The following is a 13,030-nucleotide window of genomic DNA, read 5'->3' as shown; positions in this document are numbered from 1 at the left end:
GCTGTAGCCCGCAGCCCTGACGCCCACAAGGCCCCTATGCCCTCAACACCCTTCGTTCACACGCTGCGCCGCCTCTGGGCGGTGGACAAGTTCAGCTACAGCCTGCGCGTCTTCATCGCCCTCACCGGGAGCATGGCGCTCTGCTGGCAGCAGGACCGCATGGACCTGCTGATTCCCCTGTTCCTCGGCATCATCGCCAGCGCCCTGGCGGAGACCGACGACAGCTGGCAAGGCCGCCTCACCGCGCTGCTGGTCACCCTCGGCTGCTTCAGCATCGCCTCGCTGTCGGTGGAGCTGCTGTTCCCCTATCCCTGGGTGTTCGTCGGCGCCCTGGCGCTGGCCAGCTTCGGCCTGACCATGCTCGGCGCCCTGGGGGAGCGCTACGCCACCATCGCCTCGGCCACCCTGATCCTCTCGATCTACACCATGATCGGCGTGGACCAGCGGGATGGCAGCCCTGCCAACCTCTGGCGCGAGCCCGTGCTGCTGGTCGCCGGTGCGGCCTGGTACGGCCTGCTTTCGGTGCTCTGGCAGGCCCTCTTCACCCACCAGCCGGTGCAACAGAGCCTGGCCCGGGTGTTCCGCGAGCTGGGCCAGTACCTGAAGCTGAAGTCCGCGCTGCTGGAACCCGTCCGCCACCTCGACCAGGAGGCCCGCCGCCTGGAGCTGGCGCGACAGAACGGCCAGGTGGTGGCGGCGCTGAACGCGGCCAAGGAGATCATCCTGCACCGGGTCGGCAACGGCCGGCCGGGCCCCAAGGTCAACCGCTACCTGAAGCTCTATTTCCTCGCCCAGGATATCCATGAGCGCGCCAGCTCCTCGCACCACCCCTACAACGAGCTGGCCGAGGCCTTCTTCCACAGCGACGTGCTGTTCCGCTGCCAGCGCCTGCTGCGCCAGCAGGGCGGCGCCTGCCAGGCCCTCGGGCGGGCCATCCGCATGCGCCAGCCCTTCGACTACCTGGACGGCACCCAGGCGCTGGAAGACCTCAACAAGTCCCTGGAGCACCTGCGCATCCAGAGCAACCCGGCCTGGCGCGGCCTGTTGCGCTCGCTCAACGCGCTGGCCCGCAACCTCGCCACCCTGGACCGCCTGCTCACCGACGCCAGCAACCCCGACGCCCTGGCCGAAGCCCAGGACGCCAGCCTGCTGGACCGCTCGCCCCAGGGCCTGATGGACGTCTGGGAGCGCCTCAAGCAGCACCTCACGCCCACCTCGCCGGTATTCCGCCACGCCCTGCGCATGGCCCTGGCCCTGGCCACCGGCTACGGCGTGCTGCACCTGATCCACCCGGAGCAGGGCTACTGGATCCTGCTGACCACGGTCTTCGTCTGCCAACCCAACTTCGGCGCCACGAGGCGCAAGCTGGTGCAGCGGATCGCCGGCACCCTGCTGGGCCTGGCCCTGGGCTGGGCGCTGTTCGACCTCTTCCCCAACGCCCTGGTGCAATCGGCCTTCGCCGTGGTCGCGGGGGTGATCTTCTTCGCCACCCGCGCCACCCGCTACACCCTGGCCACCGCCGCCATCACCCTGCTGGTGCTGTTCTGCTTCAACCAGATCGGCGACAGCTACGGCCTGTTCCTGCCACGGCTGGTGGACACCCTGCTGGGGGCGCTGATCGCCGGCCTGGCGGTGATCTTCATCCTCCCGGACTGGCAGGGTCGGCGACTCAACCAGGTGGTGGCCAACACCCTGTCCTGCAACGCCCGCTACCTGCGGCAGATCATGCAGCAGTACGCCAGCGGCAAGCGCGACGACCTGGCCTACCGCCTGGCCAGGCGCAACGCCCACAACGCCGACGCCGCGCTGTCCACCACCCTGTCCAACATGCTCATGGAGCCCGGCCATTTCCGGAAGGAGGCGGACATCGGCTTTCGTTTCCTGGTGCTGTCCCACACCCTGCTCAGCTACCTCTCCGCCCTGGGCGCCCACCGCAGCGAGACGCCGGGCGAGGCCCTGGCGCCCACCGTCGAAACCGCCGCCGAACGCATCGCCGCCAGCCTCGACGAGATCGCCGGAAGCCTGACGGAGAAGCGCAGCGTCAGCATCCAGTGCGACGAGGAGGACGCCCTGGCCCGGGAGCTGGCGCAACTCCCCGAGGACATGGACGACCGCCCGCGGCTGGTCCAGACCGAGCTGGGCCTGGTCTGTCGCCAGCTGGGGCCGTTGCGGACGCTGGCGGCGCATCTGTTGAACGAGGGAAAGGCGGGGTAGCGCCACTCAGCCCTGTCCGATGAGGTCCATCGATTCGCGAACAGGCCTCATGGCCGGGCGGAAACCGGCCCGTCGCAATCAGCCCGTTCCACCGGCAGTCGGGCGCACATCGACGACTTCGACTCGTAAAGTCTTTGCCTTCCCCCCGAGGAGGCAATGGATATGCCGAGCAAGGACCAGCGACGCGGCGGGCTGTCCATCCCAGGACAGGTCCACCACATCACCCTCACGACGGCGGGGCGCCGCCCACTCTTCGAAGACTTCAGCCATGCGCGCCTCGTCATCGCGGAAATGCGCCGCCTCCAGGAGCAGAACATCGTCCACTCCCTCGCCTGGGTCCTGATGCCCGACCACCTGCATTGGCTGCTTCAGTTGCGGGGCCCCATCGGGCTCGCCAATGCGATCAAGGTGTTCAAGGGCCGCTCGGCGCGCCGCCTCGGAGGGGTTCTGGAAACGGGCGGATCGATCTGGCAGGCGGGTTTCCGCGACCACGCCCTCAGGCGAGAATCCGACCTGATCCAGGTCGCCCGCGACATCGTGGCCCGTCCCCTGAGGGCAGGGCTGGTGAAACGCATCGGCGACTATCCGTCTTGGGATGCCCAATGGCTCTGACGAATCCCTGGGCGGGGAGATGGCCCGTCGCCTATTCCCCCAGCATCTCCCTGATGGTCTCCCCCACCGCCCGCACCGCCGCCTCGATCACCGGCGTGGGCTTGGCGGAGTAGTTCATCCGCAGGCAGTTCCGGTACTTGCCGGAGGCGGAAAAGATGCTGCCGGCGGCGATCTGTACCCCCTTGGGCAGCAGGGCGCGGTTGAGGCGCAGGGTGTCGAAATCCTCGGCCAGCTCCACCCAGAGCATGAAGCTGCCCTGGGGCCGGCTGGCACGGGTGCCCTCGGGGAAGTAGCGCATCACCCAGTCGATCATCTGGTCGCGGCTGTGCTGGTACTGGCTGCGCATGCGCCGCAGGTGGGGCTCGTAGTGGCCCTGGCCGAGGAACTCCGCCAGCGCCAGCTGGGGCTGGGTGGCGGTGGCGCCGGTGGAGATGTACTTCATGTGCAGCACCCGGTCGAGGTAGCGGCCGGGGGCTATCCAGCCGACGCGGATGCCCGGCGCGACGGTCTTGGAAAACGAACTGCAGAACAGCACCCGACCATCCTCGTCGAAGGACTTGATGCTGCGCGGACGCGGATACTGATAGGCCAGGTCGCCGTAGACATCGTCCTCCAGGATCGGTACGTCATACCGCTGGGCCAGGGTCAGCAGGGCGCGTTTGCGGGCCTCCGGCATGATGTAGCCCAAGGGGTTGTTGCAGCTGGGCGTGAGCTGGATCAGCTTGATCGGCCACTGCTCCAGGGCCATTTCCAAAGCCTCCAGGCTGATGCCGTTGAGCGGGTCCGTGGGCAGTTCCAGGGCCTTCATGCCGAACCCCTTCAGGGTCTGCATGGCACCGTGGAAGCTGGGCGAGTCCACCGCGACGATGTCCCCCGGCTCGCAGGTGGAACGGATCGCCACCGACAGCGCCTCGTGGCAACCGGTGGTGATGACGATGTCGTCCGGGGGGACCTGGCAGCCCGAGTCCAGCATCAGGCGCGCCACCTGCTCCCGCAGGGCTTCGGTGCCGTGGATGCTGTCGTAATAGAGCCCGCTGCCGTCCTGGCGGCGGCTGATGCGGCCGAGACTGCGCAACAGCGGCTTCAGGGTCGGGCTGGAGATGTCCGGCATGCCGCGCCCCAACTGGATCACGCTGTCCCGGGCACTGCGCTTGACCAGGTCGAGCACATCGTTCCACTGGGACACATCCACCGGCCGCTGGGGCGTGCGGCTGACGGCGGGCAACGCCGGCGCCTGGCGGCGCGGCGGGACGAAGTAGCCCGACTTCGGTCGCGGCTCCACCAGGCCGCCATCCTCGAGGATGCGATAGGCCTGCTGCACCGTACTCAGGCTGACGCCGTGCTCCTGGCTCAGGGCCCGCACCGAAGGCAGGCGGTCGCCCGGTCGGTAGTAGCCCTGCTCGATACGTTCGCCCAGGGTTTCGGCCAGCTTGATGTAGAGTTTCATGACAGCCCCTCGATTCACCCGATACCCGCCCACGCAACCATACAGATCGCATCGAAACGGAAGATTCAGATAGAAAAACACGCCTTCTGTATGAAAAAAATATACAGATCGTGAATCTGTATCCTTTTTCTGCCGCTAGCCATCATGACTCCACCCCGATTCATCACAGGGCACGAGGAGAACGCAGCATGAATGGCTTGAGCGATGTACGCCTGACGCTTCGCGCGGTGGAGCTGGAACGGGAGCACTGCGCCCGGGTGACGGGGACGCCGCCGATGCCCGGGAACCGCTGGAGCCGCTTCTGGATGCGCCTGCATACCCGCCGCGCCCTGCTGGCACTGGACGACCGGGCGCTCAAGGATATCGGCCTGAGCCGGGCGCAGGCGCTGGAGGAGGGTCGCAAGCCCTTCTGGAAAAGCTAGCGGAGGAGGCTGGCGGTGCGCCTGATGCTGTCCTGGTGGGCGAACACCAGGGCCAGGCCACCGCCGGCGTCCAGGCCATCCAGGGGCGGCGCCAGCTTGCGATAGGCGGCGAGCTCGCCGAGGGCGGGCAGGCGGGGCGCGGGATGCTCGTCCCTCAGGGCGTGCCAGATGCCGAGGTTGACCAGGTCCACCAGGGACAACCGGGGGCCGCTGTCGAGGTCCCACTGCCGGGCGCCCCGCACCACCTGGATATAGGCATCGTCCACGGCCCACTTCTTCAACACGATCACGCTCAGGGACTGGCCGTATTCCCGACACAGGCGGGTGAACACCTCGGCGCTGGGCACCTGGCTGGCGTCCTTGAACGCGGAGAGCACGGCCAGTTCGCCCACGTCGCAGAGCAGGCTGGCCAGCAGTGCATGATCGGGCGAGGGAATGCCCAGCGGCCGCGCCAGCGCCGCACTGACGGCGGCCTGGCGGGTGAGCCGCCCCCACACGCCGATGAACAGCTGCTTGTGGGCGGCGCTGTGGAGCGTGAACAGGCTTTTCAGGCTGTGGACCAGGGTGACGCGGTCCACCTCCTGCAGCCCCAGCAGGCGAATCACGTCCTCCAGGGTCCTGGGAGGCTGGCTGGAACGGAACATGATGCTGGAGGCGTGCTTCATCAGCAGGGCGCTGAGGGCCGGGTCGCGGCTGATGAGCTGCTTGAGCTTGGCCACCGTGACATTGGGATCGGTCAGGGCGCGGCGGATGTCGAGAGTGATCATCGGCAGGCTGGGCAATTGCTCCTCGCCGTTCATCAGCTGTGTGACCACCTTGCGGTAGACCGAGTAATCCGACTCTGCTGCGCTCAATCCGACTCTCCCCGTTCCGGTGGGGCGGCAGTGTACCCACACGCCGGGTGCGCGCCCACCTCCCCTGCCCAATCAGACGCTCCGTTCAGGGCAAGGGCACAGCATAGGGACGAGCGAGCTCAGCCAGCCGACCATCGGCACGCATCCGCCGAAGAATGCGCTCGATGTCTTCCCGCAGAGGTCGCTGGGACTCCCCCCGGGGCAGCGCGAAATAGCCCACCTGGGTGTCGATGACCGGCTCCAGCGGACTCACGTCGCCCTCCAGGCCGAGCTCGGCGATGCGCGGGCGGGAATCCCGTTCGTTGCTGGCCACCAGGTCGACGCGCTCCGCCATCAACAGCTTGAACGCCAGCTCCACCGAAGGGGCCACGTGGAGGTCGAGGTAGGGTTTCAGGCTGTCGAAGCGCGCGCCATAGGCCCAACCGTGCATGATCGCGATCCGCCTCCCCTGGATGCTGGTGACGCGTCCGTCCCAGCTGTAGCCCGACTGGCGCCGGACGTAGAAACGCAGGTTGTCGCGGTAGAAGCCGGGTTCGACGAACTGGAAGCGCCGCTCCCGCGCGGCCGTGCGATAGGGCCCCACCAGGACATCGGCACGGCCCTCCTCCACCATTTTCTGGGCCCGCGCCCAGGGATAGATCTCGAACCGCACCTGGTCACCCCGTTCGGCGGCGATCATCCGCAGCACGTCGACCCCCAGTCCCCGGGGCGTGCCATCGGGGGCGGTGAAATGGATACCAGGAAACTCGGCGCTGACCGCTAGCAGTTCACGGGCCCCGGCGAAGGGAACCAGGCCCAGCACCCAGAGGATGACGCAGAGGGCGCGGTGAATCGCCAACATGTCCGATGACCTCGCTCGGCCGCTCTCCTGAGCCTAGCAGCCGCCGGGAAACTCAACCCTCCAGCTCGCGCCAGGTGAGGTAGACGCGCAGGTCGAATTCCAACTGGTGATAGCCCGGCAGCATGTGCTCGCAGAGCTGGTAGAAGGCCTTGGTGTGGTCCCGCTCCTTCAGGTGGGCCAGTTCGTGGACCAGGATCATTTCGAGGAATGCCGGTGCGGCCTCCTTGAACAGCGAGGCGACGCGGATCTCCTTCTTCGCCTTCAGCTTGCCGCCCTGGACCCTGGAAATGGCGGTGTTCAGCCCCAGGGCCTTGTGCACCACATCCAGCTTGTTGTCGTAGATCACCTTGTCCGGCGCCGGGGCGTTGCGCAGGTGCGCCTGCTTCAGTTCCATGGCGTAGCCGTACAGGGCCTTGTCGCTCTGCACCTCATGACGGCCCGGATAGCGCCGCTCCAGGTACTCCCCGAGGCGACCGGCATCGCGCATCCGCGCCACCTGCGCCAGCAGGTCGGCGGGGTATCCACGGAGGTACTTCAGGTCATGCATGGCGGTGCGGGTCCGGCGAAAGGGGCGTCAGTCTACCGGAGCCCACCGGTTCCGGCGTGCCCTCCGTCAGGGGCCGGATACGAAAGAGCCCCGCATGGCGGGGCTCCTCGTTCGAACGCGGTGGGATCAGTTGACCTTGGCGTCCAGTTCACCCTTGGCGTAGCGCTGGAACATGCCTTCCAGGGAGATCGGCTTGATCTTGGAGGCATTGCCGGCGGTGCCGAAGGCTTCGTAGCGGGCGATGCAGATGTCGCGCATGGCCTTGACGGTTTCGCTGAAGAACTTGCGCGGGTCGAACTCGCTCGGATGCTGCGCCATGTAGCGACGGATGGCACCGGTGGAGGCCAGGCGCAGGTCGGTGTCGATGTTGACCTTGCGCACGCCGTACTTGATGCCCTCGACGATCTCCTCGACCGGCACGCCGTAGGTTTCCTTAATGTCGCCACCGAACTCGTTGATGATGGCCAGCCAGTCCTGCGGAACGCTGGAGGAACCGTGCATCACCAGGTGGGTGTTGGGGATGCGCTTGTGGATTTCCTTGATGCGGTCGATGGCGAGGATGTCGCCGGTCGGCGGCTTGGTGAACTTGTAGGCGCCGTGGCTGGTGCCGATGGCGATGGCCAGGGCGTCGACCTGGGTCTTCTTGACGAAGTCGGCGGCCTCTTCCGGATCGGTCAGCATCTGGCTGTGGTCCAGGATGCCCTCGGCGCCGACACCGTCTTCCTCGCCGGCCTGGCCGGTTTCCAGGCTGCCCAGGCAACCCAGTTCGCCTTCAACGGACACGCCGCAGGCATGGGCGAAGGCAACGGTCTGCTGGGTCACGCGGACGTTGTATTCGTAGTCGGCCGGGGTCTTGCCGTCTTCGCGCAGGGAGCCGTCCATCATCACCGAGGAGAAGCCCAGCTGGATGGAGCGCTGGCAGACGTCGGGGCTGGTGCCGTGGTCCTGGTGCATGCACACCGGGATATGGGGGAATTCCTCGATGGCGGCCAGGATCAGGTGGCGCAGGAAAGGCGCGCCGGCGTATTTGCGGGCACCGGCGGAAGCCTGCACGATCACCGGGGAATCGGTCTTGTCGGCCGCTTCCATGATGGCGCGCATCTGTTCCAGGTTGTTGACGTTGAAAGCCGGGACGCCGTAGCCGAATTCGGCGGCGTGGTCCAGCATCTGGCGCATGCTGATGAGTGCCATGGTGTATCAGTCTCCCGAGTGGGTGGGCTGTCAGATTGCAAAGCCTGCCCCAGGGGCAGGCCGGGTTCAAGTTTCCGGGGAGGAGCGGTCATGCCCTTCCCGGGGGAATATCACGGGGCTTTGCAACCGCGACCGATGAGGTCGTCAGTGGCGACCCAGTAGACCAGGCCTTCCTCACCCCGGGTGTGGAAGGCCAGGTTGCCGTCGCTGTACAAGGCGCCGGAGCCCGAAGGCTCCCGCTTCAGGCGATGGGCGATGTCGCCGCCGCCCAGGCGCAGGTCGATGCTGTTCCTACCCGCATCGGCGAAGCGCCAGAGCACTTCGGTCTGGCTGTCGCAGACCCAGCGGGTCCAGTTGTCGCTCGGCGCCTCTTGGCTCGCGCAACCGGCCACCAGGGCCGTTGCGACAAGGGCGAACGCTGCTCTCATGCGAATCTCCTTCCCTGTGCACGGGAGCGGTGACGCCCCCGCGGGCTCACGCCTTGGCGCGCTGTTCCAGCACGTCCACGGCCGGCAGGACCTTGCCCTCGACGAACTCGAGGAAGGCGCCGCCGCCGGTGGAAATGTAGGAGATGCGCTCGGCCACGCCGTACTTGTCGATGGCCGCCAGGGTGTCGCCACCACCGGCGATGGAGAAGGCCGGGCTGTCGGCGATGGCCAGGGCGAGCGCCTTGGTGCCTTCGCCGAACTGGTCGAACTCGAACACGCCTACCGGACCGTTCCAGAGAATGGTCTTCGAGGACTTCAGCAGCTCGGCGAAGTGGGCGGCGGTCTGCGGACCGATGTCGAGGATCATGTCGTCGTCGGCGACGTCGGCGATGGCCTTGATGGTGGCGACGGCCGTCTCGGCGAATTCCTTGGCGACCACGACGTCCACCGGCAGGGGCACGCTGACCTTGGCGGCGATGGCCTTGGCGGTGTCGACCAGGTCGGCCTCATGGAGGGACTTGCCAACCTTGTAGCCCGCCGCGGCGAGGAAGGTGTTGGCGATGCCGCCGCCGACGATCAGCTGGTCGCAGACCTGGCTCAGGGAGTTCAGCACGTCCAGCTTGGTGGAGACCTTGGAGCCCGCGACGATGGCGGCCATCGGACGGGCCGGGTTGCCCAGGGCCTTGCCCAGGGCGTCCAGTTCGGCGGCCAGCAGCGGGCCGGCGCAGGCGACCTTGGCGAACTTGGCCACGCCGTGGGTGGAACCCTCGGCGCGGTGGGCGGTGCCGAAGGCGTCCATCACGAACACGTCGCACAGGGCGGCGTACTGCTGGGCCAGCTCATCGGCGTTCTTCTTCTCGCCCTTGTTGAAACGCACATTCTCGAACAGCACCACCTGGCCGGGGGCGACATCGACGCCGCCCAGGTAGTCGGCCACCAGCGGCACTTCGCGGCCCAGGGCCCTGGACAGGTAGTCGGCCACCGGCTTGAGGCTGTTCTCCTCGGAGAACTCGCCTTCGGTGGGACGGCCCAGGTGGGAGCAGACCATCACCGCCGCGCCCTTCTCCAGTGCCAGCTTGATGGTCGGCAGGGAGGCGAGGATACGCGCGTCACTCTTCACGACGCCGTCCTTCACCGGCACGTTGAGATCCTCACGGATCAGCACGCGCTTACCCTGGAGGTCGAGGTCGGTCATTTTCAACACGGTCATGGGGTCAGTCCTTCACGGGGGCTGGTGGTTAACGGGGTGCAGCGGAAACCCGCAGGTAGTGACCTGCGGTGTCGAGCATGCGGTTGGCGAAGCCCCATTCGTTGTCGAACCAGGCCAGCAGGTTCACCAGGCGCGGGCCGGACACGCGGGTCTGGCTGCCGTCGACGATGGCCGAATGGGGGTCATGGTTGAAATCGCAACTGGCGTGGGGCAGCTCGGTATAGGCCAGCAGGCCCTGCAGCGGGCCATTCTCGGCGGCCTCCCGCAGCACCCGGTTGATCTCGGCGGCGGAGGTGTCGCGGGCGGTCTGCAGGGTGATGTCCAGACAGGACACGTTCACCGTGGGCACGCGAATGGCCTTGGCCTGGATGCGTCCGGCCAGCTCCGGCAGCAAGCGCTCGATACCCCGGGCGAGACCCGTGGACACCGGGATCACCGACTGGAAGGCGGAGCGCGTGCGGCGAAGGTCTTCGTGGTGATAGGCGTCGATCACAGGCTGGTCGTTCATGGCCGAGTGGATGGTGGTGATGGAGACGTATTCCAGACCCACGGACTCGTCGAGAAGTTTCAGCAGCGGCACGCCGCAGTTGGTGGTGCAGGAGGCGTTGGACACCAGCGTCTCGTCGCCGGCCAGGCTGTCCTGGTTGACGCCGAAGACCACGGTGGCGTCGATGTCGGCCTCGCTGGCCATCGGCTGGGAGAACAGCACCCGGGGCGCACCGGCGCGGGTGAAGCGCTCGGCTTCGTCCCGCGTGGTGTACTGGCCGGAGCACTCCAGCACCAGGTCCACGCCCAGGGCGGCCCAGTCGATGCCCTCGGGCTCGGCGCTGCGCAACACCTTCACGCAATCGCCGTTGATGTGCAGGCAGTCGCCGTCCACCTTCACCTCGCCGGGAAACCGGCCGTGGGTGGAGTCGAAGCGGGTCAGGTACTCGATGCTGGCCTGGTCGGCCAGGTCATTGAGGGCGATGATCTCGAAGCCGTCACGGCCACCGCGCTCGTACAACGCGCGCAGCACGCAGCGGCCGATACGGCCATAGCCGTTCAGGGCGACTTTGAAGGGACTATTGCTGGACATGGGGCGCTCGCGAGGTTCGGGGGGCAGGAAACCCTGTAGGAGCGAGCCTTGCTCGCGAACCCCGCGCGAGGCACGAAGCTTCGCGAGCGGAGCTCGCTCCTACGATAGGGGTCAGACGTCCAGAAGCTCTTCTGCGGTAGCGACGATGTTCTCGACGGTGAAACCGAAGTGCTCGAACAGTGCGCCGGCCGGGGCGGACTCGCCGAAGCTGGACATGCCGATCACGCGGCCTTCCAGGCCCACGTACTTGTACCAGTAGTCCACATGGGCGGCCTCGATGGCGATGCGCGCGCCCACCTGGACCGGCAGCACGGCCTGCTTGTAGGCGGCGTCCTGCTGGTCGAACACGCTGGTGGACGGCATGGACACCAGGCGCACCTTGCGGCCGGCGGCGGTCAGCTTGTCGAAGGCCTGAGCGGCCAGGCCCACTTCGGAACCGGTGGCGATCAGGATCAGTTCGGGCTCGCCAACACTGTCCTTCAACACATAGCCACCGCGGGCGATGTTGGCGATCTGGCCGGCATCGCGCGGCTGGTGCGGCAGGTTCTGACGGGAGAAGACCAGGGCGCTCGGGCCGTCCTGGCGCTCGATGGCGGACTTCCAGGCCACGGCGGATTCCACGGCGTCGGCCGGGCGCCAGGTATCCAGGTTCGGCACCAGGCGCATGCTGCCCAGTTGCTCGATGGGCTGGTGGGTCGGGCCGTCCTCGCCCAGGCCGATGGAGTCGTGGGTATAGACGAAGAGCACCCGCTTCTTCATCAGGGCGGCCATGCGTACGGCGTTGCAGGCGTACTCCATGAACACCAGGAAGGTGGCGCCGTAGGGGATGAAGCCGCCGTGCAGGGCGATGCCGTTCATGATGGCGCTCATGCCGAACTCGCGAACGCCGTAGAACAGGTAGTTGCCGGAGGCATCATCGGCGGCCACGCCCTTGCAGCCTTTCCACAGGGTCAGGTTGGAGCCGGCGAGGTCGGCCGAACCGCCGAGGAACTCCGGCAGCAGCGGGCCGAAGGCGTTCAGGGCGTTCTGGCTGGCCTTGCGGCTGGCGATGGTCTCGCCCTTGGCGGCGACTTCGGCGATGTAGGCGTCGGCCTTGGCGGAGAAGTCGGCCGGCAGCTCGCCCTTGATGCGGCGCTGGAACTCGGCGGCGAGCTCGGGATAGGCGGCGGCGTAGGCGTTGAAGCGCTCGTTCCAGGCGGCTTCGCGCGCGGCGCCGGCGGCCTTGGCGTCCCACTCGGCATAGATGTCGGCCGGGACTTCGAAGGGGCCGTGGTTCCAGCCGAGGGCGGCGCGGGTCAGGGCGATCTCGTCGTTGCCCAGCGGCGCGCCGTGGCACTCTTCCTTGCCCTGCTTGTTGGGCGAGCCGAAGCCGATCACGGTCTTGCAGCAGATCAGGGTCGGACGGTCGCCGGTCTTGCGGGCGGTCTCGATGGCGGTCTTGATCTCGTCGGCGTCATGGCCGTCGACATTGCGGATCACCTGCCAGCCGTAGGCCTCGAAGCGCTTCGGGGTGTCGTCGGTGAACCAGCCGTGGACTTCGCCGTCGATGGAGATGCCGTTGTCGTCGTAGAAGGCGATCAGCTTGCCGAGGCCCAGGGTGCCGGCCAGGGCGCAGACTTCATGGGAGATGCCCTCCATCATGCAGCCGTCGCCGAGGAACACGTAGGTGTTGTGATCGACGATGGCGTGGCCGTCACGGTTGAACTGGGCGGCCAGCACCTTCTCGGCAAGGGCGAAGCCCACGGCGTTGGCGATGCCCTGGCCCAGCGGACCGGTGGTGGTCTCGACGCCGGCGGTGTAGCCGTATTCCGGGTGACCCGGGGTGCGGCTGTGCAACTGGCGGAAGTTCTTCAGGTCCTCGATGGAGAGGTCGTATCCGGTCAGGTGCAGCAGCGAGTAGACCAGCATCGAGCCGTGGCCGTTGGACAGCACGAAGCGATCCCGGTTGGCCCACTCGGGGTTGGTCGGGTTGTGCTGCAGGTAATCCCGCCAGAGCACTTCGGCGATATCGGCCATTCCCATGGGGGCGCCGGGGTGGCCGCTGTTGGCTTTCTGCACCGCATCCATGCTCAGGGCACGAATGGCATTGGCACGCTCACGACGGCTGGGCATCGCTTATCTCCTGCAGGTCTGAATAGACGGCTAATCAAAAAAAGGCCGCCATTTTCGCCCAGCCGACAGGTCGC

General features: G+C 67.1%; 12 protein-coding genes. 3 read left to right on the top strand and 9 right to left on the bottom strand.

What is annotated here, in order from left to right; genetic code table 11:
• The first annotated feature begins 36 nt into the window (after positions 1-36).
• Positions 37-2,214, top strand: a complete 2,178-nt coding sequence (gene yccS, locus KF707C_RS01735) for a YccS family putative transporter (protein ID WP_003455463.1) — start codon at positions 37-39, stop codon at positions 2,212-2,214.
• A 162-nt stretch (positions 2,215-2,376) separates the two neighbouring features.
• On the top strand, positions 2,377-2,826 hold the full coding sequence (locus KF707C_RS01730) for an REP-associated tyrosine transposase (protein ID WP_003455464.1): 450 nt from the start codon (positions 2,377-2,379) through the stop codon (positions 2,824-2,826).
• A 31-nt stretch (positions 2,827-2,857) separates the two neighbouring features.
• Here KF707C_RS01730 and KF707C_RS01725 read toward each other — a convergent pair whose 3' ends face one another.
• Positions 2,858-4,273 carry an aminotransferase-like domain-containing protein gene (locus KF707C_RS01725; protein WP_003455466.1) on the bottom strand — a complete coding sequence of 472 codons (1,416 nt, stop codon included), beginning with the start codon at positions 4,271-4,273 and terminating at the stop codon, positions 2,858-2,860.
• Between the two features lie 188 nt (positions 4,274-4,461).
• Between KF707C_RS01725 and KF707C_RS01720 the strand changes: the two genes are divergently transcribed.
• Complete coding sequence (locus KF707C_RS01720; RefSeq protein ID WP_003455469.1) at positions 4,462-4,695, top strand: DUF1127 domain-containing protein; 234 nt, start codon at positions 4,462-4,464, stop codon at positions 4,693-4,695.
• Here KF707C_RS01720 and KF707C_RS01715 read toward each other — a convergent pair.
• The 8 genes from KF707C_RS01715 to tkt all read right to left on the bottom strand — a co-directional run bounded on the left by KF707C_RS01715 (position 4,692) and on the right by tkt (position 12,956).
• The gene (locus KF707C_RS01715) at positions 4,692-5,549 is read right to left on the bottom strand and encodes an HDOD domain-containing protein (RefSeq protein ID WP_003455470.1); all 858 of its coding nucleotides are present in this window, start codon (positions 5,547-5,549) and stop codon (positions 4,692-4,694) included. The two genes, KF707C_RS01720 and KF707C_RS01715, sit on opposite strands and share 4 nt — an antisense overlap.
• Before the next feature lie 85 nt (positions 5,550-5,634).
• On the bottom strand, positions 5,635-6,390 hold the full coding sequence (locus tag KF707C_RS01710; protein ID WP_003455471.1) for a substrate-binding periplasmic protein: 756 nt from the start codon (positions 6,388-6,390) through the stop codon (positions 5,635-5,637).
• Positions 6,391-6,442: 52 nt separating this feature from the next.
• A complete protein-coding gene (locus KF707C_RS01705; RefSeq protein ID WP_003455472.1) occupies positions 6,443-6,937 on the bottom strand; it encodes a YgjP-like metallopeptidase domain-containing protein in 495 nt (164 codons plus the stop codon).
• Positions 6,938-7,063: 126 nt separating this feature from the next.
• Entirely contained in the window at positions 7,064-8,128 is a 1,065-nt protein-coding gene (fba, locus tag KF707C_RS01700) for a class II fructose-bisphosphate aldolase (RefSeq protein WP_003455473.1), read from the bottom strand.
• 110 nt (positions 8,129-8,238) lie between these two features.
• On the bottom strand, positions 8,239-8,556 hold the full coding sequence (locus tag KF707C_RS01695; protein WP_003455490.1) for an MliC family protein: 318 nt from the start codon (positions 8,554-8,556) through the stop codon (positions 8,239-8,241).
• A 46-nt stretch (positions 8,557-8,602) separates the two neighbouring features.
• Positions 8,603-9,766: a phosphoglycerate kinase gene (locus tag KF707C_RS01690; RefSeq protein ID WP_003455492.1), complete on the bottom strand. Its 1,164-nt coding sequence runs from the start codon at positions 9,764-9,766 to the stop codon at positions 8,603-8,605.
• A 28-nt stretch (positions 9,767-9,794) separates the two neighbouring features.
• Positions 9,795-10,844 carry an erythrose-4-phosphate dehydrogenase gene (gene epd, locus KF707C_RS01685; RefSeq protein ID WP_003455495.1) on the bottom strand — a complete coding sequence of 350 codons (1,050 nt, stop codon included), beginning with the start codon at positions 10,842-10,844 and terminating at the stop codon, positions 9,795-9,797.
• Between the two features lie 111 nt (positions 10,845-10,955).
• Positions 10,956-12,956 (bottom strand): transketolase, encoded by a 2,001-nt coding sequence (gene tkt, locus KF707C_RS01680; RefSeq protein WP_003455497.1) that lies wholly within the window; start codon positions 12,954-12,956, stop codon positions 10,956-10,958.
• Between the last annotated feature and the right edge of the window lie 74 nt (positions 12,957-13,030).

Origin of the sequence: Pseudomonas furukawaii (assembly GCF_002355475.1) — a bacterium.
Lineage (GTDB): Bacteria > Pseudomonadota > Gammaproteobacteria > Pseudomonadales > Pseudomonadaceae > Metapseudomonas > Metapseudomonas furukawaii.
Note: the sequence above shows the minus strand (reverse complement) of the source record. Positions and strands in the feature narration are given on the sequence as shown.

Coding starts and splice junctions, on each gene's coding strand:
- yccS (WP_003455463.1), top strand. CDS start 37: ATGCCCTCAACACCCTTCGTTCACACGCTGCGCCGCCTCTGGGCGGTG.
- KF707C_RS01730 (WP_003455464.1), top strand. CDS start 2,377: ATGCCGAGCAAGGACCAGCGACGCGGCGGGCTGTCCATCCCAGGACAG.
- KF707C_RS01725 (WP_003455466.1), bottom strand. CDS start 4,273: ATGAAACTCTACATCAAGCTGGCCGAAACCCTGGGCGAACGTATCGAG.
- KF707C_RS01720 (WP_003455469.1), top strand. CDS start 4,462: ATGAATGGCTTGAGCGATGTACGCCTGACGCTTCGCGCGGTGGAGCTG.
- KF707C_RS01710 (WP_003455471.1), bottom strand. CDS start 6,390: ATGTTGGCGATTCACCGCGCCCTCTGCGTCATCCTCTGGGTGCTGGGC.
- KF707C_RS01705 (WP_003455472.1), bottom strand. CDS start 6,937: ATGCATGACCTGAAGTACCTCCGTGGATACCCCGCCGACCTGCTGGCG.
- fba (WP_003455473.1), bottom strand. CDS start 8,128: ATGGCACTCATCAGCATGCGCCAGATGCTGGACCACGCCGCCGAATTC.
- KF707C_RS01695 (WP_003455490.1), bottom strand. CDS start 8,556: ATGAGAGCAGCGTTCGCCCTTGTCGCAACGGCCCTGGTGGCCGGTTGC.
- KF707C_RS01690 (WP_003455492.1), bottom strand. CDS start 9,766: ATGACCGTGTTGAAAATGACCGACCTCGACCTCCAGGGTAAGCGCGTG.
- epd (WP_003455495.1), bottom strand. CDS start 10,844: ATGTCCAGCAATAGTCCCTTCAAAGTCGCCCTGAACGGCTATGGCCGT.
- tkt (WP_003455497.1), bottom strand. CDS start 12,956: ATGCCCAGCCGTCGTGAGCGTGCCAATGCCATTCGTGCCCTGAGCATG.